The sequence below is a fragment of the Micrococcus sp. KRD077 genome (assembly GCF_017168505.1).
GTDB lineage: Bacteria > Actinomycetota > Actinomycetes > Actinomycetales > Micrococcaceae > Micrococcus > Micrococcus luteus.
On the sequence record NZ_JABFAZ010000040.1, the window covers coordinates 58,709 to 77,515 of the forward strand.

An 18,807-nucleotide genomic window follows, 5' to 3' on the forward strand; every position below is an offset into this window, starting at 1 on the left:
GCTCACCGGACGCCCGCCGCGACGGCACCGAAGTCCTGGAACGCGATCGACTCGGCCTGCGCGTAGACCTCGCGGCCGGCGATCGTGCTGAGGATGCGGCCGCTGTGCTCCGCCGCCATGCCCAGGTCCGGGCCGGTGAGCCCCAGGGGCTGTTCGGCGGTGTTGTGCACGAAGATCCGGCGGCCGCTCACGTCGATCGCGTGGTCCGCGTTCGCCGTCGTCCGACCGTCCTCCACGCGCAGCAGGTGCCGCACCGGCTCCAGGAACGGATGGTCCGGGTGGCGGTAGCCCGTGCCCGCGACGACGCGGTCCACCACGTGCCGCGCGGTCACCCCGGTCTCCTCATCGCGCAGGGTGACCTCCACCCGGGGCGCGCCCTGGCCCGCGACCAGGCGGGCGTCCGCCACCGACGTGCCCGGCCACAGCCGGGCCGGGTCCAGCGGACCCACCTGGCGTTCGTACAGCGCGTGGTAGACGTCCTCGATCGTGTGCTCGCTGATCCCCTTGTACAGGGACCGGTGGGACGCGTTGATCTCATCCCGCCGCGCCCGGGGCAGAGTGGCGAAGTGCCGCTCATAGTCCAGCGAGGTCAGCTCGAGCGTCAGCTGGCCGACCTCCATGCCGAAGAACCGGGGTGAGCGCGTGACCCACGTGAGGTCCGGGTGGCCCGCGTTCAGCAGGTCCAGGGCGCACTCCGCCGCCGACTGACCGCTGCCCACCACCAGGACCGACCCGGCCTCAACGATGTCCTCGCGACGGCCCATGTACTCGCCCGTGTGCACCACGGGGGACGCGCCGACCCGGACCGCCTCCTCCGCGACGCGCGCGAGCGGCGCGGGCAGGGATGGCACCGTGCCCGTGCCCACCACCACGTGGTCGGCCCGGTGCGTGCTGGTCCCGGCCGCGGAGGCCGCCTCCACCACGAACTCGTCCGCCTGCTCGTCCCACCGCACCGCCGTCACCGTGGTCCCGTAGGCGATGCCGGGCAGCTGGGCTGCCACCCACGCGCAGTAGTCCGAGAACTCCCGCCGCAGCGGGTACCAGGAACCCCGGATGTAGAAGCGGTGAAGCCGGCCCATCGCCTTGAGATACGCCAGGAACGAGTACGGGGAGGTCGGGTCCGCGAACGTCACCAGGTCAGCGAGGAACGGCACCTGGATCTGCGCGCCCGGCAGCATCATGCCCGGGTGCCACACGAACGCGTCGCGGCTCTCCACCACCTCCACCTCGACGTCGGGCAGCGGGTGGGCCAGCGCGGCCAGGCTCAGGTCGAACGGGCCCAGCCCGATCGCGAGCACGCGGCGGGGGGACGTGGACGCCGGGCTCATGCGCACACCTGCTCTCCGTGCTCAACCACGCGCGCCGCGGACGGACGGGGTCCCGCCGACGAGGGAAGCGTGCAGGACACGGAGGCCGACGGGGCATGCGGACGGTTCCGCCCCGCCCCGCGCCTCCGGTGACGGCCGGCCCGCACCGCGTCGGCGTGCCGCAGCGCCGCCTCCTCCACGACGTCGACCAGCGCCTCCAGCTCGCCCGAGGTGACCGCGGGGTTCAGGATCGTGAACTTCAGATGGGGCACCCCGTCCACCACCGTCGTCGCGATCAGCGCGCGCCCGCCGGCCACCAGCTCCCGGTGCATCGCCGCCTGCACCGCCGTGCACTCCTCCTCCGACAGTCCCTCGGCCCGCACCCGGAACAGCACCGTCACCAGCGTCGGATCCTCCAGCACCGCGAACATCGGCCGGGCCCGCAGGATCCCGCACGCCTGCCGCGTGCGCTCGCGCGCCCCCGCGAACAGGGACGCCACCGCCTCGGCCCCATGCTCACGCAGCGTCAGCCACAGCTTGAGCGAATCGAACCGGCGGCTCGTCTGCAGCGACCGATCCGCCAAGTTCGGATGGACGCTGTCCTCCGGGTTCAGGTAATCCGCGTGCACCGTCACATGGCGCAGGCTCTCGGCATCCCGCACCACCAGCGCGCTGCAGGCCAGCCCCACGTAGAACGTCTTGTGGAAGTCCATCGTCACCGAGTCCGCACGGTGCAGTGCCGGCAGCTCGTGGCGCGTCGCCGCGCTCGCGGCGAGGATCCCGCCCACGGCCGCGTCCGCATGGACCCACATCCCGTGGCGTTCGGCGACGTCGGCGATGGCCGGCAGCCGGTCGATGGCGCCGCGGTCGGTGGTCCCCAGCGTCGCGACGACGGCCATCGGCACGGCACCGGCGGCCACCTCACGCTCGACCGCCGCGGCCAGGGCCCCGGGGTCCAGGCGCCCGGCGGCGTCGGTGGGGACGACGACCACGGCGTGGCGGCCCAGCCCGAGCAGGCCGGCTGCCTTGGCGATGCTGTAGTGCGTGGCCGCGCTGACGAAGACGCGCAGCGAGCCGAGCACCTCGGCGGGCAGGTCGGCGAGCCCGGCGTGGCCGGTGAGACGCTGCACGGCGCGGCCGCGGGCCAGCGTCATGGCCTGCAGGTTGGAGGCCGACCCTCCGGAGGTGAAGACGCCGTCGCCCGCGGCGAACCCGCACCAGCGTCCGACCTCGGCCAGGAGCCGCTGCTCCATGAGCGCCGCGGAGCGGGCCTGGTCCCAGGACTCGACCGCCGTGTTGAGCGCCCCGAGCACGGTGTCCGCTGCGGTGCTGGAGAGCAGGACCGGGCAGTTGAGGTGAGCGGCATAGCGCGGGTGGTGGTAGGCGGTGGTCTGGTGGGCGTAGAGCTCCGCGACCTCGGCGAGGGCGTCGTCGAGGCTGCCCGTCGGCTGCGAGAAGTCGACGGCGCCGACGGCGTCGGCCAGGTGCGTCGACGGGGTGTCCGGGTGGACCCCCGCGCGGTCGTAGGCGGTGTCGACGGCCACCCGGGCCGCCCTGCCGGTGGCGTCGAGGTAGGCGGCTGGATCGCCGAGTCCGAACAGGCGAGGGAGCATGGGAGGGCCTTCCGTGAGGGGGTCGTCGGCTCCGGGCGGCGTGCGCCACGGACGTCCCGCACAGTAGGGAAGCCTTACCTAAGAAAGCAAATACGCAACAATGACGTGACGTATTCAAAGGGAGGACTCCAGCAAAGGTGAGGCTCACCTATGATGACCGGATGACGAGCTCCTCCGTCCTCCCCCCGCCTGCCGCCCGTCCCTCGCGTGTCGAGGCCCTGCAGATGAAGGCCTACCGCGGGCTCGCGGCCCTCGGCCAGGCGATGCCCGTTGACCGCGACGAGTATCCGCAGTGGACCATGACGGTCCGCGCCACGTGGCTGCTCGCCCCCCGGCTGCGTCGTCTCACGTTCGCCGCGGAGGAGTTCCGCACGTTCACCCCGCAGGGCTGCGACGAGTACTTCGGGCTGCTCACCCCGCCCCCGGGGCGGGCGCTCGTGATGCCCGATCCCGCGGCGCTCAATGCGCGGCGAGCGGTCGGGCGGATCCCCGAGGACGTGCGGCCGGATCTGCGGTGGTACACGGTCGCCGAGCACCGGCCCTCCGTCGGTGAGATCGACGTCGACGTCGTCGTGCACGACCATGCGGGCCCCGCCGGCACGTGGGCGCGCACCGCACGTCCGGGCGACGTCGCCGGCTTCCGCACCGGGACGGGCGCCTATCGTCTGCCGGCGGCGGGGGAGTCGCACCTCGTGGTGGGGGACGAGACCGCAGTCCCGAGCATCGCCGCCGCCCTCGCCGCGCAGCGTCGCACGCCGCGCGGGGGCCGGATGGACGTCGTCCTGGAGGTGCCCGGCCGTGACCACGTCCCCGCCCTCGAGGTCCCGGAGGGCGCCACGCTCACGGTCCTGCACCGCGGAGACGCCGTGCCGGGCGCCCTGCTCACGCCGCACCTCGAGGACCTCCCCGCCGCGCCCCGCGACCACGTGTGGGCGTGCGGCGAGCAGTCGCTCGCGACGGCGGCGCGGCGGGTGATCGTCCGCCGCGGCATCGCACCGAAGCGCGCGATCATGTTCAGCGGCTACTGGCGGGTGGACGGCCCGCGGCTCTGATCCCGTCCGACGGTCGGCGTCCGTGCTCCGAGCACGAGGCCGACCGCACGCCCCGGAACGACGAAGGGCCCCTCCGCCAGGAGGGTCCCTTCGTGTGGGAGCGGATGACGAGATTCGAACTCGCGACCTCCACCTTGGCAAGGTGGCGCTCTAGCCAACTGAGCTACATCCGCCTGAGTCGATCCTCACGGATCGTCTCCGTGCGCGATACTGGGTTCGAACCAGTGACCTCTTCCGTGTCAGGGAAGCGCGCTACCGCTGCGCCAATCGCGCTCGTCCACCTCCGAAGAGGTGGTGAACATGCCGCCACTCCCGGTCGGAGAAGGCTGCGAGGTCGGGACGGGATTCGAACCCGCGTATACGGCTTTGCAGGCCGCTGCCTCGCCTCTCGGCCACCCGACCAGGGGTGAAGGTTGAGCGAGCGGATGACGAGATTCGAACTCGCGACCTCCACCTTGGCAAGGTGGCGCTCTAGCCAACTGAGCTACATCCGCGCGTCGGTGCCGCCGGGATCCGCTCGTCCGAGCCGCTCACCTGCGTTTTCCAACGAGAAAGAACTCTAGGCCATCTCCGCCCGGATGCAAAATCGGCGTCCGGAGGCGTGTCGGGCCACCCCGTCGGGGGTCCGGGGACCCTGCCAGAATGGCTGACCATGACCCAGCCACGCCTCGCGCATCAGACCCCCCACGGACGCATGTACGCGCGCTCCCTCTCGGGCCTGCCCGAGGTCCCGTCCATCACCACCGTGATCGGCATGGAGAAGACGGACCTGGACGGCTGGGTCGGGTGGATGGCGGCCCAGTCCGTGACCCAGGATCCGCGCCTGGCGGAATCGGTGGGCTCCGCGGCGCGCCTGAAGCAGGTGGCCCGGCAGTCCGCCGACGCCGCCGCCCGCTACCGGGACGCCGCGGCCGAGCGCGGGGACCGCGTGCACGACTACGCCGAGCAGGTGGCCCAGCGCGCCCTCGGCCGCCCCCACACCATGGCGGAGGCCCGGGCCCGGCTGATCGAGCACGGCGAGGGCGCCTACGCGGACCGCTTCGACGAGTGGTGGGACCTCTACGACGTCCGGCCGATCGCGGCCGAGATCACCGTCTGGAACCACACGGTGGGCTACGCGGGCACGCTGGACCTCGTCGCCCGGATCGGCGGCCGGCTGTGCCTGATCGACTACAAGACGAAGGGCACGGGGCGGGACGGACGGGTCAAGGCGCTCGATCCCAAGGTGGTCATGCAGCTGACCGCCGGCCTGAAGGCGGAGGAGTCCCTGGTGGACCCCGAGGCCGGCACCTGGGAGGAGTGGCGGCACGGCCAGGCCGAGATGCTGCTCGGCGTCGCCCTGGGGGAGACCGAGGTCGCCGTGCACCAGGCCAACCCGGGCGTGCTGCCCCGCCACTGGCACAAGTTCTGGGCCCTGCGCCAGGTCTGGAAGCACGCGCAGGCCGTGGACGACGCCGGCCCCGCGCTCCGTGTCATCGGCCCCCCTCCGCCGTCGGTCCCGGTGTCGGCGGCCACCGGCCTGCAGGCCGTGCGCGCCGCGGCGTTCGGCGGCGGCTCCCACGCCGCCCCGGACGTGGCGCCCGACGGGTCGTCGTCGCGCCCGGCGTCTGCCGAGGGCGGCGATAGGGTGACGGCGTGACCGTCCTGCCCGTCCGCACCGTCCCCGACCCCGTCCTGCGCACCGCCGCGTCGCCCGTGCCCCCGGGCGCGGATGTGCGCGCCCTCGTGGCGGACATGATCGAGACGATGCACGCCGTCGGGGGCGTGGGCCTGGCCGCGCCCCAGGTGGGCGTGGGCCTGCGCGTCTTCGTGTTCGACGTCGCCGGCGTCGCCGGGCACGTGGTCAATCCCGTACTCGAGACCGCCGGCCAGGCGCTGCGGGAGCCGGGCGAGGGGTGTCTGTCCGTGCCCGGGCTGCGCTACCACCCGGCGCGCGCCGCCGAGGCCGTCGTCCGCGGCACCGACGTGGACGGGAACCCGGTGGAGCACCGGGGGACCGGCCTGCTCGCCCGCTGCCTGCAGCACGAGACCGACCACCTCGACGGGATCCTCTACGTCGACCGCCTCGACGGCGAGGAACGCCGTGAGGCCCGCCGCCGCATGCGCGCCGGCGAGGTGGACCACGCCGCTCGCCGCATCGGGGCCGAGCGCGCGGCCGCCGTCAGCTCGGTCTTCGGCGCCCCCGCCGCCCCCGCCGCCGGAACAGGAGCAGGTCTGGATGCGGACACGACATCCACGACCATCCTGGGCACGGAGGTGATGCCGACCTTGGAGACCTGACCGACTCAAGCCCCCACCGCCTCGAAGACGGTTACACCACTTCCAGGGACTTGACCCAAGCGGCCGGGCTGACCCTGGCCCAGATCGGTCAGGTGCTGGACATCCGCGACCGGGGGCAGGCCCCCTGCCGGCACGTCACCGACCTGCTCGACACCCGCCTTGATGTGATCGACCGGCAACTCGCCGAGCTCGCGCAGCTACGCACCACGATCGCCGACCTGCGCGAGGACGCCGCCGCCGGCGACCCGGCCACGTGCTCCCCCGAGGATGTCTGCCGCTACCTGTGACACCGAAGTTCACGGGCCCGTGGCAGCGCATGGCGGCCCACTCTGTTGCGTTGGGGTGTTAGACCTTTCGCAACGGTTCTGTTGCGCGGGGTGCACCCTATCGCGACGCCTATTCCTCCGGCCTGCCGTCGGCCGCTGTCCCGGTGAAGGATCGGCTTGCGGAACGTGAGCCTCACTCGCAGCGCCCTCTTGCCCGCGTGCTTGGAGGCCGCCACTGAGCTCCGACAGAACCCCGCCATATAGCGGCGCAAGCCACACATGACACCGGGCGGCACACCGAGCAGCCGCCACAAACGACCGATTTAGCCGTTACACGCCCGTGAGTCGGAGCATGACTGAGCCCATTGAGGCCGGAATGGGGGGCGAGGCCACTGTGCCGATTCTGATTCTTTGTCCACACCACCGCGGGGGCCGTTTCAGCGGCCCCCGCGGTGGTGTTGCCGAGGTGTGGACTCAAGCCGCGCGGGGCAACACTCCGCGCAAGACGTCGGTGAGGGTGACGACCCCAGTGAACCGGTTGTCCTGGGTTACTGCGGCCAGCTGGCGGCTGTTGCGGCGCATGGAGGCAAGTGCTTCGTGCAACGGTGTGGTGGAGGGCAGCGTCAGAGCCTGCTGGATAAGCGGCTGGATTGGCGCAGAAGGCTCCATCGTGAGGGTGTCCCGCACGTGGACGACGCCCGGAACGCTCTCAGGGGTATGGTCCGGCTGGACCAGGATACGCAAGTGCCCTGAGCACGCAGCGGCATTCTGGACCGCCTCGACGTCGGCGTCGGGGGCGACCTTGACCGGGTGCTGACCCTGGGGGAGGAGGTCCCCGAGAGTGAGGGTCTGAAGGTCCAGGGCACCGGCCAAGGCTTCATGGTTCTGCCGGTCCAGGGTGCCGGCGGCGGCGGAGTGCTCAACCAGCTGACGAATGGCCGCTGCGTCGTAGCCGCCCACGGCGGCTTGGTCCACGGGGGTGACGCCGCTGAGGGTCACCAGGCGGTTGGCCAGCCGGTTGGCCAGCAGCAGCAGGGGGCGAACGGTCCAGACGAAGGCGCGTGCGGGCACGGCCACGGCTTTGGCTGCGGTCTCGGGGTGGGCAATGGCCCAGGACTTGGGGGCCATCTCCCCGATGACCAGGTGAAGGAAGGTCACGGCCAGCAAGGACAGGACGAAGGAGGCGGTTCCGGCTGCCGCTGCGGGGATGCCCCAGTCCTCCAGGACGGGGCCGAGCCATGCGTCGACGGCCGGCTTGGTGATCGCCCCCAGGGCGAAGGTGCACAAGGTGATGCCCAACTGGGCTGCGGCGAGCATGAGGGTCAGCTCGTCGACTCCCTTGAGAGCGGCCCGCGCGGCGCGGCTGCGTCCTGCCTCGGCCTCTAGCCGGTGCCGGCGGGCGCCCAGCAGGGAGAACTCCATGATGACGAAGATCGCGCTGAGCACGATCAGCGCTGTGGTCACGAGCATGACGATCAGTGGACCGTGCATCATCGCTCCTCGTCCGTGGTGGCGTCGGGCTGGGCCTCGTGGGCGGCATGGCTGCCGGCGGTGTCAGAGCGGGGCACCTCGATGAGGTGGATCCGCAGTCGAGCCGGGACCCTGCGTTGGATGGAGAGGACCTCGACCTGCAGGTGGCGGTCGTAGACCTCCTCAGCCCCGAAGTCTCGTGGGTCCTCGGGCAGGTCGATCGTGATGACCTCGCCTTCCCGGGGCAGACGGCCCAGAGCGTCGATGGTCAGACCGGCGGCGGACTCGGCCTCGGTCACGGGCAGGGGGTGCCCGACGAGGCGCTCGAGCTCGTCCAGGTGGGCCTCTGCGCTCAGGACCCAGGAGTGCAGGCCTGTGGCGGTGATCTCCTCCTGGGGGTGCAGGTCGTGCTCGTCCGTGAGCTCGCCCACGAGCTCCTCCGCGAGGTCTTCCACTGTGAGCACGCCGACGAAGCCGCCGAACTCGTCCACGATGCACGCCATCTGCTGCCCTGAGCCGTCGAGCTCCCGGGCTGCGTCGGGCAGGGACATCATCGTGGGCAGCACCAATGCAGGGCGCATCAGGGCGGACACGGGGGTGTCCGGGGCCATCCGGGTCTCACCGAGCAGGTCGGTGAGGTGGACTACCCCGAGCGGTTCGTGTTCGTTCGAGATCACCGGGTAGCGGGTGTGGCCGGTGGCCATCAGGTCGCGCACCTGAGCCAGGGAGGTCTGGGGCTGAACCTCGTCCACACGCGAGCGGGGCACCATCGCGTGCTGCACGTCCTGGTCTGGGAAGTCCAGCACCCGGTCGATCAGGACGGAGACCTCCGCGGGCAAGGATCCGGAAGCTCTGGAGTCCAGGGCAATGCGGTCCAGGTCCTCGGCGGAGGCGGTGCTGTCGACGTCGTGCACTGGCTCGATGCGCAGGAGCTTGAGCAGCACCTCGGCCGCCTTGTCGAAGACCCAGATGAGCCAGCCGAACAGGCCGAGGTAGATCTGTGTGGGCCGGGCCAGAGCGCGGGCCAGGGGCTCGGGGTTGGCGATGGCCAAATTCTTGGGGTATAGCTCGCCGATGATCATCTGCACCAGGGTGGCCACCACCAGTACGCCCAGCGTGGAGATGGCGATGACCACTTCAGAAGGCAGTGCGGTGCCGCCGAGCAACTCGGTCAGGGCCGCACCCACCATCGGCTCTGCCACGTAGCCCACCATGAGGCCTGTGACCGTGATCCCCAGCTGCGCGCCGGAGAGCATGAAGGAGGTGCGGCGAGTGACCTGCAGTGCGCGGGCGGCGGCGCGGTCGCCGGCCTTGGCAGCGGTCTGCAGGCGGACGCGGTCTACAGACATGTACGCGAATTCCTGGGCCACGAAGAAGCCGTTGGCGGCGATGATCGCCAGGATGATGAGGGATCCGAGGATCAGTGTCAGGACTGGATCCATGCCTGAGTCACCTCCCCACGAGGTGCAGGCGACCCCGCCAGCTGCGGGGTGGGGTGGGGGTGACGCTCGGACTGTCACCAGGGCAGGCGGCTGGGCCGTCGCTCATGTATTCAGGGGCTCCATAAAGGGTCGAATGAATAATGGCGGCACATTACCACCGGTAACCGGTCGCAGGGCAAGGTGGGGTGTGGCCTCGCCGCCGACATCGGGCATCTGCCCGCCAGGATGTCCAGCCGGGTATACCCCTTTACACGCCCCGTCCGCCCACGAGAGCATCACGTCAGAAACGGTCCCAAACCGAGCTGTTGGACAGAAGTGTCGGAGGGTCTGAGACGTGGTGGGACAGACCGTCGGGTGCGTGTGAGGCCACCCCCGTGGGAGTCGGCCGACGCCCCGCACCCACGAACGTCGGCTCACGTCAGGGCGAGCATGGCGACGCGCCGAGGGGACGGGCGCCGAAGCCTTCTCCCGATAGAACGAGCACGTGGCGAGCCGGTGGTTGAGGGGGCCCGGCACCAGGTCTGCGACGAAGGCCCATGAGGATCTCCAGCCCCGGAAGCCAGGCTCCAGCGCTGGGCAGCTCGGCACTGCTGGGCAGCCGAGCCATCTCCACGAGCTGCGCATCACCGGGATCCCGCTCCCATTCCATGCCTTCCACCGCATTGCCCGTGGCCACCCGCCAGCGGGAGAGGATCTTCTGCGCTCGCTGCAACCGGGCGCTCACTCGGTGTGCGGGACGGGATGGGTCGCCTTCATCGTGGTGGGTCATGCTCCAGTTCGCGGGTCCGAGCGCGGGGCTCTGCTCCTCGTCCGGGAAGGGGAGGAGGGCCACGACGGCTACCCCCAGATCCTCTCGCCGCATCATTCCTGTTCCCCGTCGGCGACGTGGGCGCGGCCGCGCCGCCCGCCGGTGACCTCCAGGGCCTGGACCCGAGGCCCGGACGCGTGGACAGTCGACGAGATGGATGTGTGCGTCGCGGAAGAGATCTGGTGCGGTGGGCCCGGGCGGGGTTCGGGGCAGTGATCGACCTGGTGGTGTCTCAGGTGTGCAAGGAGCGGTGTCGTCGCTGGGGTCAGAAACGAGCGTGTCGTGCCCACCTGTCGGAGGTCGCCCGGGCCATGCGTGCGGACCGGACGGGCACGTTCAGCCCGTCATCCCCACGTCCACGGCCGCCTCGCGCGCGTGCCCCGATGGGAGTGAAGGAACGTGCAGACATGGGAGGGGGAGGACGCTGAGCGGCCGGCACGTCCCACGTGGGCCCGTAGGTGCAGCGCGTGGCGAAGACCCCGCCGTCCCGTACGTCACAATGACCGACTCCGGTCTGGGCTGGAGGGGCAGGGTCGCTAGGGTGGTCCCGTGAAGACCTTCGACGAGCTGTACGCGGAACTGACGCGCAAGGTGCAGGAGCGCCCCGAGGGCTCCGGCACCGTGGCCCAGATCGACGCCGGCGTCCATGCGATCGGCAAGAAGGTCGTCGAGGAGGCGGCCGAGGTCTGGATGGCCGCCGAGTACGAGTCGGATGAGGCCGCCGCCGAGGAGATCTCGCAGCTGCTGTACCACGTGCAGACCATGATGATCGCCCGCGGCATCAGCCTCGAGGACGTCTACCGCCACCTCTGAGGCCGCCGGCCCCGTTCCCCGCCCGCCGCACCGCACCCCGAGGAGACCGACGCGTGCTGCGCATCGCCGTGCCCAACAAGGGCGCCCTGTCCGAGTCCGCCCGCGAGATCCTGACCGAGGCCGGCTACCGGCAACGCCGAGACTCCCGCGAGCTCGTCCTCGTGGACCCCGAGAACAACGTCGAGTTCTTCTACCTGCGTCCCCGGGACATCGCCGTCTACGTCGGCCAGGGCACCCTCGACGTCGGCCTGACCGGCCGCGACCTGTTCTGCGACGCGCAGGTGGGAGACACCGCCGAGGAGATCATGGCGCTCGGCTTCGGCCGCTCCGTGTTCCGTCTCGCCGCCCCCGTCGGCTCCTTCACCTCCGCCGAGCAGCTCGCCGGCAAGCGCATCGCCACGAGCTACGACGGCCTGCTCTCCGACTACCTGGCCCGCACCGGCCTGGACGCCACGGTGGTGCACCTCGACGGCGCCGTGGAGTCCTCCGTCAAACTCGGCGTGGCGGACGCGATCGCCGACGTCGTGGAGACCGGCAGCACCCTGCGCGCCGCCGGCATGGAGGTCTTCGGCGAGCCCATCCTCGACTCGGAGGCCGTGCTGATCGGCCGCGCGGGGGAGCGCCCCGAGGGCCTCGACGTGCTGCTGCGCCGCCTCAAGGGCGTGCTCGTGGCCCGCCGCTGGGTCATGATCGACTACGACATCCGTCGTGACCTGCTGGAGGCGGCCACCGCGGTCACCCCGGGGCTGGAGTCACCGACGGTCTCCCCGCTGCGGGACGAGACGATGGTCGCCGTGCGCTCCATGGTCCGCAAGCCGGACGCCAACCGCGTCATGGACGAGCTGTACGCCCTGGGCGCCCGCGGCATCCTGATCTCCGCGATCCACGCGATCCGCCTCTGACGGCCCGCGTCGTCCCGCCCGAGCCCCCCCCGAGACGAAGGAGCCGACGTGAGCCTCGCCGTGCGTGTCATCCCCTGCCTGGACGTGGACGCCGGGCGCGTGGTCAAGGGCGTGAACTTCGAGAACCTGCGGGACGCGGGCGATCCGGTCGAGCTCGCCCGCCGCTACAACGCCGCGGGCGCCGACGAGATCACGTTCCTCGACGTCACCGCCTCCACCTCGGACCGCGCCACGACCTACGACGTCGTGACCCGCACGGCAGAGGAGGTCTTCATCCCGCTGACCGTGGGCGGCGGCGTGCGCACCGTCGAGGACGTGGACCGGCTGCTGCGCACGGGGGCGGACAAGGTCTCCGTCAACACCGCGGCCGTGGCCCGGCCCGAGGTGATCACGGAGATCACCCGGCGCTTCGGGTCCCAGGTCCTCGTGCTCTCCCTCGACGCCCGGCGCACGGAGGACCCGGGATGCGCCTCCGGCTATGAGGTCACCACCCACGGCGGCCGCCGGGGCACCGGCATCGACACCGTCGCCTGGTGCCGGGAGGCCTCCGAGCGCGGGGTGGGGGAGATCCTGCTCAACTCGATCGACGCGGACGGCACCCGCGAGGGCTTCGACCTGGAGATGATCCGGGACGTGCGCGCCGTGACGCGGGTGCCGCTGATCGCCTCCGGCGGCGCCGGCGAGCCCGAGCACTTCCCGCCCGCCGTCGCGGCCGGTGCGGACGCGGTGCTCGCCGCCTCCCTGTTCCACTTCGGCCCGGACGACATGCTCGCCCGCGTCAAGGACGCCCTGCGGCAGGCGGGGCACACCGTCCGCTGACCCCGGCGGCCACGCCCCGCTCCGGCTCCCTAGACTGGACCTCCATGAGCATCTCCCCGCCCGACGACCTCGTGGCCACCGTGACCTTCGACGACCGGGGCCTGGTGCCCGCCATCGCCCAGCAGGAGGGCACCGGCGAGGTGCTCATGATGGCGTGGATGAACGAGGAGTCCCTGCGCGCGACGCTCGAGACCGGCTGGGCCACCTACTGGTCCCGCTCGCGCGGCGAGCTGTGGCGCAAGGGGGAGACCTCGGGCCACCTGCAGCGGGTGCGCGCGGTCCACGCGGACTGCGACGGCGACACCCTGCTGCTCACCGTGGACCAGACCGGCCCCGCCTGCCACACGGGCACCCGCACCTGCTTCACCGGCCGCGAGATCGTCATGCCGGCGGCCGCCGTCGACCCCGAGGAGGCCGCCCGATGACCGCCGCCACCACTCCCTCCCGTGCGGAGTTCCTGCGTCTGGCGGACACCGCCCGCGTGATCCCCGTGGTCCGCACGGTGCTGGCGGACGGCCTCACGCCGCTGGCGATCCATCGGCGCCTGGCCGGCTCCCGCCCCGGCACCTTCCTGATGGAGTCCGCCACCCCGGGCGCGGCGTGGTCCCGGTACAGCTTCATCGGGGCCGGCTCATCCGTCACCCTGACCTCGCGGGACGGCGAGGCGCACTGGCAGGGCACCCCGCCCGAGGGGCTGCCCACGCAGGGCCGCGCCCTGGACGTGCTCGCCGCGTGCCTGCGCCTGCTGCGCACGGACGTGCGCGCCGAGGTCGGAGGCGCTCTGCCGCACCTCGTCTCCGGCATGGCCGGCTTCCTGGGCTGGAGCACGGTCCGCGCGTGGGAGCGCCTGCCGCACCCGCCCGAGGACCACCTCGGCCTGCCCGACCTCGCGATGAACCTCGTCACCGACCTGGCCGTGCACGATGCCCTGGACGGCACCGTGACGCTGATCGCCAACGCGGTGAACGGCAACGGCCTGGCCACCGGCGCGGACCGCGCCTACGACGACGCGCTCGCCCGCCTGGATGCCATGGTCGAGCGCCTGGCCGCCCCGGCCGCGGACCCGGTCAGCGACGTCCCGCGCCGCTGGCTCGAGGCGGACGCGGACGGGGTCGCCGCCCAGGCCGAGGACCGGTGGGGTGCCGAAGGCTTCCGCGAGGCCGTCGCGAAGGCCCAGCGGGCGATCCGTGACGGCGAGGTGTTCCAGGCCGTCGTCTCCCGCCGCCTCTCGGTCACCACGGACGCCACCGGTCTGGACGTGTACCGCGTCCTGCGCACGGTGAACCCGAGCCCCTACATGTACCTCTTCTCCTTCGAGACCCCGGACGGGGAGCCGTACGAGATCGTGGGCTCCTCGCCCGAGGCGCTCGTCACCGTGCGGGACCGCCGCGTGGTCACCCATCCGATCGCCGGCTCACGGCGGCGCGGGGCCACCGAGAAGGACGACCGCCTCCTCGGCAAGGACCTGCTGGAGGACGAGAAGGAGCGGGCCGAACACCTCATGCTCGTGGACCTCTCCCGCAACGACCTCTCGCGCGTGTGCCGCCCCGGCACCGTCGAGGTCACCCAGTTCATGGAGCTCGAGGCGTTCAGCCACATCCTCCACCTGGTCTCGCACGTGGAGGGCCGCATGCGCGACGACGTCGACGCGCTCGACGTCCTCCGCGCCGCCTTCCCCGCCGGCACGCTGTCCGGCGCCCCGAAGCCCCGCGCCCTGCAGCTGCTGGACGAGTGGGAGCCGACCGAGCGCGGGCCCTACGGCGGCGTCGTCGGCTACTTCGACCTGGCGGGCAACATGGACATGGCGATCAACATCCGCTCGGCCACGCTGCACCGCGGCCAGGCACATGTGCAGGCCGGCGCCGGCATCGTCGCCGACTCCGATCCCGACGCCGAGACCGCCGAGACCGTCACCAAGGCGACGGCGCCGCTGCGGTCCGTGCTGACCGCGGGCGAGCTGGGGCAGGCGTGATGCGCCGCCGCACCGTGGTCCTCGCCGCGCTGGCCGCCGGCGCGCTCGTGCTGCTCACGGCGGGCCGCACCTGGGTGACCGCCACGGGCCTGTCCGGCGGGATCGCCTCCGAGGCGACGACGTCGGGCGGCGCCGCCGCGCCCGTCGCCACCGCCATGGCCCTGGTCGTGATGGCCGGTGCCCTCGCCCTGACCACCGCCCGGCGCCTCGGCGCCGTGATCGTCGGCGTGCTCATGGCGCTGGCTGGGGTCGTGATCGCCTCGACCTCGGTCACCGCCGCCCTGGATCCGGCGACGACGGCGGCCGCCGCGGTCGCCGACGCGACCGGGACCACTGCGCTCGCGCAGGACTACGCCGTGACGGCGTGGCCGTGGGTCGCGGCGGCTGGCGGCGTCCTCGCGGCGCTGTGCGGCGTCGTGGCGGCACTGGCGGGCCGTGGCTGGCGTTCGTCCCGGCGCTACGAGAAGGCGCCTGCGGCCTCCGAGCCCGGCCCGGCCGCCGCCGGGGAGCAGCCCGCGCAGTCCGCCCGCGAGGCGGCCCAGCGCCGGCGCGTGGACCAGATGGACGCGTGGGACGAGCTGTCCCGCGGCAACGACCCCACGTGAGTGCCCGTCTCTCGGACCGCCCCGCACCGCCCGGGTCGTCCCGGGTCACGCGGGCCCGGTCCCGTGCCCGCATGGCACAATGAGGGACAGTCGTCATGTACACCACGCACCAGTGAGGGACAGCCATGAGCCACACCGCGAACACCGCGCACACCGAGCCCACCACCCGTCGCGCCGCCCGCCGCGGCGCCGTCGAGGACGTCGTCGTCACCGAGGACGGCCTGGTGCTCAACGACCCGACCCACCTCGAGCTGCCGGGCCACGGCAACTCGCCCGGCGCGTGGGCCATGGTGGCGCTCGTGCTCGTCGGCTTCGTGGCCGGCTGCGTCGGCCTGCTCGCCGACTGGAGCGTCGTCGTGTGGATCGGGCTCGCCCTGATGGCCGTGGGCGTCGTCGTGGGCATCGTCGCCGGCAAGGCCGGCGCGGGTCGCGGCCAGCACGGTCACTGATCCGCGTGTCCGTCCTCCAGGAGATCATCGACGGCGTCCGTGAGGACCTCGAGCCTCGCCGCCGTGCCCTGCCCGAGGCGCGCCTGTCCGAGCTGGTGGCCGCCGCCCCCGCGCCGCGTGACGCCCACGCGGCCCTGCACGGCGGACGCACCGACCCCGCGGGGATCCGGGTGATCTCCGAGGTGAAGCGGGCGAGCCCCTCCAAGGGGGCGCTCGCCGAGATCCCCGAGCCGGCCACCCTGGCCCGCGCGTACGAGCGCGGCGGCGCCAGCGCCGTCTCCGTGCTCACCGAGGCCCGCCGCTTCGGCGGCAGCCTGGCCGACCTGGACGCCGTGCGTGCCGCCGTCGATCTGCCGGTCCTGCGCAAGGACTTCACCGTCACCGAGTACCAGATCCACGAGGCCCGCGCCCACGGGGCCGACCTGGTCCTGCTGATCGTGGCCGCCCTCGACGACGCCGAGCTGGCCGGCTTCCTGCAGCTCACCGAGTCCCTGGGCATGCACGCCCTCGTGGAGGCCCACACGCCCGAGGAGATCGAGCGCGGCGTCGCCGCCGGCGCCCGCATCCTCGGCGTCAATGTGCGCAACCTCAAGACCCTCGACGTCGACCCGGCCCGCTACGCCGCGCTGGCCGACGGGCTGCCCGAGGACGTCGTCCGGGTCGCCGAGTCGGGCGTCGAGTCCGAGGAGCAGATCAAGGCCTACGCCGCCGCGGGCGCCGACGTCGTGCTCGTGGGCGAGGCCCTCGTGCGCCACGGCGCCCCCGAGGAGGCGCTGCGCGCGTTCCGCGCCGCGTCCCTCACCGTCCGCTGACCGAACCAGACCCGAGGAGCGTGGTCGCCATGAGCGCCGACCGTCCGAGCACCGAGCCCGCGATCGAGTTCGAGGGGCCGTATCAGGGTCAGGCCGGGCCCTACTTCGGCGACTACGGGGGGCAGTGGATGCCCGAGTCCCTCATGGCCGCGCTGCAGGAGCTCACCCGCACCTACGAGGAGGCGCGGCAGGACCCCGCCTTCGAGGCCGAGCTGCGGACCCTGTTCCGGGACTACGTGAACCGGCCCTCCCTGCTGAGCGAGGTGCCGCGGTTCGCCGCGGACACCCCCGGCGTGCGCATCTTCCTCAAGCGCGAGGACCTCAACCACACCGGCTCGCACAAGATCAACAACGTGATCGGCCAGGCGCTGCTCGCCCGCCGCATGGGCAAGACGCGTCTGATCGCGGAGACCGGCGCCGGCCAGCACGGCGTGGCCACGGCGACGGCGGCCGCGCTGTTCGGCATGGAGTGCACCGTGTACATGGGGGAGGAGGACACCCGCCGCCAGGCCCTGAACGTGGCCCGCATGCAGATGCTCGGCGCTGAGGTGATCCCCGTGGCGATCGGCGCCCGCACCCTCAAGGACGCGATCAACGAGGCCCTGCGGGACTGGGTCGCCTCCGTGGACACCACGCATTACCTGATGGGCACGGTCACGGGCCCGCACCCGTTCCCCGCCATGGTGCGCTACTTCCACTCCGTGATCGGCGAAGAGGCCCGCGAGCAGATCCTGGCGCAGGCCGGCCGCCTGCCGGATGCCGTCGCGGCGTGCGTGGGCGGCGGGTCCAACGCGATGGGCCTGTTCCACGGCTTCCTCGACGACCCTGGGGTGGAGCTCTACGGCTTCGAGGCCGGCGGCGAGGGCCTCGAGACCGGCCGCCACGCCGCGTCCATCACGCTCGGACGCACCGGCGTGCTGCACGGCGCCCGCACGTACCTGATGCAGGACGAGGACGGGCAGACGATCGACTCCCACTCGATCTCCGCGGGCCTGGACTACCCGGCCGTCGGCCCGGAGCACGCCTTCCTGCACGACACGGGCCGCGCCGTCTACGAGCCGGTCTCGGACACCGAGTGCATGGACGCCTTCCTCCGGCTCACGCGCACCGAGGGCATCACGCCCGCCATCGAGTCGGCCCACGCCCTGGCCGGCGCGCTGCGCCTGGCCCGCCGCTGGGCGGACGAGGGCCTCGTGGGGCCGGACGCCCCGGAGGGTCAGGAGCGGATCATCATCGTGAACCTCTCCGGCCGCGGGGACAAGGACGTCGCCACCGCGGCGGCCTGGTTCGGCCTCGGCACGGCCACGGAGGAGAAGGACCCGCTCGAGGAGATGACCCCCGGAGAGGAGCAGTGACCGGCATGACCGTGCACTCCAAGACCGCCGCGGCCCTGGATGCCGCGAAGGTGGCCGGCCGCACCGGCCTCGTCGCCTTCCTGCCGGCCGGCTACCCGTCCGTGGACGAGTGCGTCGAGGCCGTCGTCGCCGCCGCGGACAACGGCGCCGATGTCATCGAGCTGGGCCTGCCCTACACGGACCCCGTGATGGACGGCCCCGTGATCCAGGCCGCGACCCAGGCCGCCCTGCAGGCGGGTTTCCACGTGGCCGACGTCTTCGACATCATCCGACGGGTGACCCAGCGCACTGACGCCGCGGTGCTGGTGATGACGTACTGGAACCTCGTGGACCGCATGGGCGTCGACGAGTTCGCGCGCCGCCTCGCCGAGGCCGGGGGCGCCGGTCTCGTCACCCCTGACCTCGTGCCCGAGGAGGCCGGCGCCTGGATGGAGGCCTCGGACCGTCACGGCCTGGACCGCGTGTTCCTCACCGCGCCCTCGTCCACGGACGAGCGGGTGCGCCTCACCGTCGACTCCTCCCGCGGCTTCGTGTACGCGGTGTCGGTCATGGGCGTCACCGGCACCCGCGACGCGGTGTCCACCGTCGCCGAGACCGTGGTCCGCCGGGCCCAGGATGCCGGGGCGGAGCACGTGTGCGTCGGCCTCGGCGTCTCCCAGGCCGCGCACGTCCGCGAGATCGGCGCCTACGCCGACGGCGCGATCGTCGGCACGGCCCTGGTGCGCGCGCTGACGGACGGCGGGCCGCAGGCCGTCGGCGCCCTCGCCCGCGAGCTGGCCGCCGGCGCCGTCCGGGAGGGCTGAGCATGACCGCCCTGGCCTCCCTGGCGTCCCCCGCCGCCC

At 72.5% G+C, this 18,807-nt stretch carries 17 protein-coding genes, 4 tRNA genes and 1 pseudogene; 14 read left to right on the top strand and 8 right to left on the bottom strand.

Going from position 1 to position 18,807, the window contains the following annotated elements; translation table 11 throughout:
• Positions 1 to 2 precede the first annotated feature (2 nt).
• Complete coding sequence (locus tag J1M39_RS09965) at positions 3 to 1,328, bottom strand: lysine N(6)-hydroxylase/L-ornithine N(5)-oxygenase family protein (protein WP_036313286.1); 1,326 nt, start codon at positions 1,326 to 1,328, stop codon at positions 3 to 5.
• Positions 1,325 to 2,920, bottom strand: coding sequence for a pyridoxal phosphate-dependent decarboxylase family protein (locus tag J1M39_RS09970; RefSeq protein WP_051995184.1), 1,596 nt, complete (start codon positions 2,918 to 2,920; stop codon positions 1,325 to 1,327). Before J1M39_RS09970 ends, J1M39_RS09965 begins: the two co-directional genes overlap by 4 nt.
• 161 nt (positions 2,921 to 3,081) lie before the next feature.
• On the opposite strand from J1M39_RS09970, the gene J1M39_RS09975 reads away from it, so the two are divergent.
• Positions 3,082 to 3,972, top strand: coding sequence for a siderophore-interacting protein (locus J1M39_RS09975; protein WP_049147987.1), 891 nt, complete (start codon positions 3,082 to 3,084; stop codon positions 3,970 to 3,972).
• Positions 3,973 to 4,071: 99 nt separating this feature from the next.
• Here J1M39_RS09975 and J1M39_RS09980 read toward each other — a convergent pair.
• The 4 genes from J1M39_RS09980 to J1M39_RS09995 form a co-directional block, all read right to left on the bottom strand.
• Positions 4,072 to 4,145: transfer RNA gene (locus tag J1M39_RS09980), tRNA-Gly, on the bottom strand.
• Between the two features lie 28 nt (positions 4,146 to 4,173).
• A tRNA-Val gene (locus J1M39_RS09985) sits at positions 4,174 to 4,245 on the bottom strand.
• Between the two features lie 58 nt (positions 4,246 to 4,303).
• A tRNA-Cys gene (locus J1M39_RS09990) sits at positions 4,304 to 4,374 on the bottom strand.
• 18 nt (positions 4,375 to 4,392) lie between these two features.
• A tRNA-Gly gene (locus J1M39_RS09995) sits at positions 4,393 to 4,466 on the bottom strand.
• 158 nt (positions 4,467 to 4,624) lie between these two features.
• On the opposite strand from J1M39_RS09995, the gene J1M39_RS10000 reads away from it, so the two are divergent.
• The 3 genes and pseudogenes from J1M39_RS10000 to J1M39_RS10010 form a co-directional block, all read left to right on the top strand.
• The gene (locus J1M39_RS10000; RefSeq protein WP_036340783.1) at positions 4,625 to 5,611 is read left to right on the top strand and encodes a hypothetical protein; all 987 of its coding nucleotides are present in this window, start codon (positions 4,625 to 4,627) and stop codon (positions 5,609 to 5,611) included.
• A complete protein-coding gene (def, locus tag J1M39_RS10005; RefSeq protein ID WP_342356407.1) occupies positions 5,608 to 6,252 on the top strand; it encodes a peptide deformylase in 645 nt (214 codons plus the stop codon). The genes J1M39_RS10000 and def overlap by 4 nt, the downstream gene beginning before the upstream one ends.
• A gap of 56 nt (positions 6,253 to 6,308) precedes the next feature.
• Positions 6,309 to 6,539: pseudogene (locus tag J1M39_RS10010) on the top strand (MerR family DNA-binding protein); the annotation flags it as partial.
• Between the two features lie 453 nt (positions 6,540 to 6,992).
• Here J1M39_RS10010 and J1M39_RS10015 read toward each other — a convergent pair.
• Positions 6,993 to 8,009 carry a CNNM domain-containing protein gene (locus J1M39_RS10015; RefSeq protein WP_036337237.1) on the bottom strand — a complete coding sequence of 339 codons (1,017 nt, stop codon included), beginning with the start codon at positions 8,007 to 8,009 and terminating at the stop codon, positions 6,993 to 6,995.
• Positions 8,009 to 9,430 carry a hemolysin family protein gene (locus J1M39_RS10020; protein WP_036337238.1) on the bottom strand — a complete coding sequence of 474 codons (1,422 nt, stop codon included), beginning with the start codon at positions 9,428 to 9,430 and terminating at the stop codon, positions 8,009 to 8,011. The genes J1M39_RS10015 and J1M39_RS10020 overlap by 1 nt, the downstream gene beginning before the upstream one ends.
• Before the next feature lie 1,357 nt (positions 9,431 to 10,787).
• Between J1M39_RS10020 and J1M39_RS10025 the strand changes: the two genes are divergently transcribed.
• The 10 genes from J1M39_RS10025 to trpA all read left to right on the top strand — a co-directional run bounded on the left by J1M39_RS10025 (position 10,788) and on the right by trpA (position 18,768).
• Positions 10,788 to 11,051, top strand: coding sequence for a phosphoribosyl-ATP diphosphatase (locus tag J1M39_RS10025; RefSeq protein WP_010078767.1), 264 nt, complete (start codon positions 10,788 to 10,790; stop codon positions 11,049 to 11,051).
• A gap of 53 nt (positions 11,052 to 11,104) precedes the next feature.
• Positions 11,105 to 11,953, top strand: coding sequence for an ATP phosphoribosyltransferase (gene hisG, locus J1M39_RS10030; RefSeq protein ID WP_036315380.1), 849 nt, complete (start codon positions 11,105 to 11,107; stop codon positions 11,951 to 11,953).
• A gap of 48 nt (positions 11,954 to 12,001) precedes the next feature.
• Positions 12,002 to 12,772: an imidazole glycerol phosphate synthase subunit HisF gene (hisF, locus tag J1M39_RS10035; protein ID WP_049146869.1), complete on the top strand. Its 771-nt coding sequence runs from the start codon at positions 12,002 to 12,004 to the stop codon at positions 12,770 to 12,772.
• A gap of 44 nt (positions 12,773 to 12,816) precedes the next feature.
• Positions 12,817 to 13,197, top strand: a complete 381-nt coding sequence (gene hisI, locus J1M39_RS10040; protein WP_036315375.1) for a phosphoribosyl-AMP cyclohydrolase — start codon at positions 12,817 to 12,819, stop codon at positions 13,195 to 13,197.
• Entirely contained in the window at positions 13,194 to 14,744 is a 1,551-nt protein-coding gene (locus J1M39_RS10045; protein ID WP_069941448.1) for a chorismate-binding protein, read from the top strand. Before hisI ends, J1M39_RS10045 begins: the two co-directional genes overlap by 4 nt.
• Positions 14,744 to 15,349, top strand: coding sequence for a Trp biosynthesis-associated membrane protein (locus tag J1M39_RS10050; RefSeq protein ID WP_036338648.1), 606 nt, complete (start codon positions 14,744 to 14,746; stop codon positions 15,347 to 15,349). The genes J1M39_RS10045 and J1M39_RS10050 overlap by 1 nt, the downstream gene beginning before the upstream one ends.
• 125 nt (positions 15,350 to 15,474) lie before the next feature.
• Entirely contained in the window at positions 15,475 to 15,798 is a 324-nt protein-coding gene (locus J1M39_RS10055) for an HGxxPAAW family protein (RefSeq protein WP_010078761.1), read from the top strand.
• Between the two features lie 5 nt (positions 15,799 to 15,803).
• Positions 15,804 to 16,610 carry an indole-3-glycerol phosphate synthase TrpC gene (gene trpC, locus J1M39_RS10060; RefSeq protein ID WP_036338642.1) on the top strand — a complete coding sequence of 269 codons (807 nt, stop codon included), beginning with the start codon at positions 15,804 to 15,806 and terminating at the stop codon, positions 16,608 to 16,610.
• Positions 16,611 to 16,639: 29 nt separating this feature from the next.
• Entirely contained in the window at positions 16,640 to 17,965 is a 1,326-nt protein-coding gene (gene trpB / locus J1M39_RS10065) for a tryptophan synthase subunit beta (protein WP_070709870.1), read from the top strand.
• Positions 17,962 to 18,768, top strand: a complete 807-nt coding sequence (trpA, locus tag J1M39_RS10070; protein ID WP_020624216.1) for a tryptophan synthase subunit alpha — start codon at positions 17,962 to 17,964, stop codon at positions 18,766 to 18,768. The genes trpB and trpA overlap by 4 nt, the downstream gene beginning before the upstream one ends.
• Positions 18,769 to 18,807: the final 39 nt, after the last annotated feature.

What these genes read in the sequence shown, in the direction of transcription:
- J1M39_RS09965 (WP_036313286.1), bottom strand. Translation starts at nt 1,328, where the DNA reads ATGAGCCCGGCGTCCACGTCCCCCCGCCGCGTGCTCGCGATCGGGCTG.
- trpB (WP_070709870.1), top strand. Translation starts at nt 16,640, where the DNA reads ATGAGCGCCGACCGTCCGAGCACCGAGCCCGCGATCGAGTTCGAGGGG.
- J1M39_RS10000 (WP_036340783.1), top strand. Translation starts at nt 4,625, where the DNA reads ATGACCCAGCCACGCCTCGCGCATCAGACCCCCCACGGACGCATGTAC.
- J1M39_RS10055 (WP_010078761.1), top strand. Translation starts at nt 15,475, where the DNA reads ATGAGCCACACCGCGAACACCGCGCACACCGAGCCCACCACCCGTCGC.
- J1M39_RS10050 (WP_036338648.1), top strand. Translation starts at nt 14,744, where the DNA reads ATGCGCCGCCGCACCGTGGTCCTCGCCGCGCTGGCCGCCGGCGCGCTC.
- J1M39_RS10020 (WP_036337238.1), bottom strand. Translation starts at nt 9,430, where the DNA reads ATGGATCCAGTCCTGACACTGATCCTCGGATCCCTCATCATCCTGGCG.
- J1M39_RS10015 (WP_036337237.1), bottom strand. Translation starts at nt 8,009, where the DNA reads ATGCACGGTCCACTGATCGTCATGCTCGTGACCACAGCGCTGATCGTG.
- hisI (WP_036315375.1), top strand. Translation starts at nt 12,817, where the DNA reads ATGAGCATCTCCCCGCCCGACGACCTCGTGGCCACCGTGACCTTCGAC.
- J1M39_RS10045 (WP_069941448.1), top strand. Translation starts at nt 13,194, where the DNA reads ATGACCGCCGCCACCACTCCCTCCCGTGCGGAGTTCCTGCGTCTGGCG.
- J1M39_RS09970 (WP_051995184.1), bottom strand. Translation starts at nt 2,920, where the DNA reads ATGCTCCCTCGCCTGTTCGGACTCGGCGATCCAGCCGCCTACCTCGAC.
- J1M39_RS09975 (WP_049147987.1), top strand. Translation starts at nt 3,082, where the DNA reads ATGACGAGCTCCTCCGTCCTCCCCCCGCCTGCCGCCCGTCCCTCGCGT.